This window comes from Pseudomonas sp. S4_EA_1b (assembly GCF_016307435.1).
Taxonomy (GTDB): Bacteria; Pseudomonadota; Gammaproteobacteria; order Pseudomonadales; family Pseudomonadaceae; genus Aquipseudomonas; species Aquipseudomonas rhodesiae.
Map to the genome: position 1 here is coordinate 1 of NZ_JAEILC010000211.1, position 1,456 is coordinate 1,456.

General features: G+C 60.5%; 2 protein-coding genes and 1 pseudogene. 1 reads left to right on the forward strand and 2 read right to left on the reverse strand.

Features of this window, described 5'->3' with window-relative positions; translation table 11 throughout:
• The coding region (locus tag YA0848_RS36890; RefSeq protein WP_198731592.1) for a hypothetical protein at window positions 1-149 on the forward strand (149 nt) is incomplete at its 5' end.
• 54 nt (window positions 150-203) lie between these two features.
• On the opposite strand, the gene YA0848_RS35715 is transcribed toward YA0848_RS36890, so the two are convergent.
• Both YA0848_RS35715 and YA0848_RS35720 read right to left on the reverse strand, forming a co-directional pair.
• Window positions 204-1,295 carry a polyamine ABC transporter substrate-binding protein gene (locus YA0848_RS35715; RefSeq protein ID WP_034101536.1) on the reverse strand — a complete coding sequence of 364 codons (1,092 nt, stop codon included), beginning with the start codon at window positions 1,293-1,295 and terminating at the stop codon, window positions 204-206.
• A pseudogene (locus YA0848_RS35720) lies at window positions 1,292-1,456 on the reverse strand (histone deacetylase family protein); the annotation flags it as partial. The gene YA0848_RS35715 and the pseudogene YA0848_RS35720, both read right to left, overlap by 4 nt.

Below are 1,456 nucleotides of genomic sequence, written 5' to 3' on the forward strand. Positions count from 1 at the left end.
ATGTCGAGGTCAATGGCCTGAGCAGCTATTGGCTGCCGCACTCGGCCATTGCGCCGGATCAGCGCGCCGGCCTGGTGCTGGGGTTCGCCGCCGTGCCCGAGGCGGCCATCGCCCAGGCCTTGATGCGACTGCGTAAAGCCTGGTTATGACTGTGGCGAACTTCAGTAAAGGACAGTTCGCACATTGCCCAGGTGGCGGCCGGCTCAGGTGCCGGACTTGATCTTGGTCCAGGCCCGCGTCCTGGCGCGCTCGGCCTTGCTGTCGAGGGGTTTCAAGGTATAGAGCGTGGCCATCGCCGCCTCAGTGGGATAAAGGTTGGGGTTGTTGCGGATCGCCGGGTCGACCTGCTCGGTGGCGTCCTTGTTCGGGTTGGGGTAACCGACGAAATCGCTGATTGGCGCGATCACCTGGGGTTGCAGCAGGTAGTTGATAAAGGTGTAGGCGTCCTGCGGGTTTTTCGCGCCTTTGGGAATGGCCAGCATGTCGAACCAGATCGGTGCGCCTTCCTTGGGCAGGCGCATGTCCACGGTCACGCCGTTATTGGCTTCCTTGGCGCGGTTGGCGGCCTGGGAAAAGCTACCGGAGTAACCCACGGCCACGCAGATGTCGCCATTGGCGATGTCGGCCATGTATTTGGAGGAATGGAAGTAGGTGATGTAGGGGCGGATTTTCAGCAGCAGCGCTTCGGCCTTTTCATAGTCCTTGGGGTTCTGGCTGTTGGGGTCCAGGCCCAGGTGTTGCAGGGCCAGGGGCAGGATTTCCGAAGGCGAGTCGAGCAGGGCGACGCCGCACTGCTTGAGCTTGCTGATGTTTTCCGGCTTGAAGATCAAGTCCCAGCTGTCCACCGGCGCATCGTCGCCCAACGCCGCCTTGACCTTGGCCGGGTTGAAGCCGATCAGGATGGTGCCGTACATGTAGGGCACGGCGAATTTGTTGCCGGGGTCGTTGGCCTCGATCAGCTTCATCAGCTTGGGGTCCAGGTGGTTCCAGTTGGGTAACTGGCTACGGTCCAGGGGCTGGAACACCCCGGCTTCGATCTGTTTGGCCAGGAATACGTTGGACGGTACCACCACGTCATAGCCGGAGTTGCCGGTCAGCAGCTTGGCTTCCAGGGCTTCGTTGGTATCGAAGATGTCGTAGATCAGCTTGATCGCCGGGTTGGCGGCCTTGAAGTCATCCAGCGCCTTGGGCGTGATGTAGTCGAACCAGTTGTAGACCCGCAGGGTTTTTTCTTCGGCGTGCACGGCGCTGCTCGCCACGGCGGCGCAGAGCAACAGAGACCTGAATATGTTCATTCGGCTGACCCCTCAAAACCTTCGAGAACGTTGACGGCATTGATGCCGATTTCTTCCACCGCATAACCGCCTTCCATCACGAACAGCGTCGGCTTGCCGAGTTGGGCGATACGTTGCCCCATGGCCAGGTAGTCCGGGCTGTCGAGCTTGAACTGTGAGAT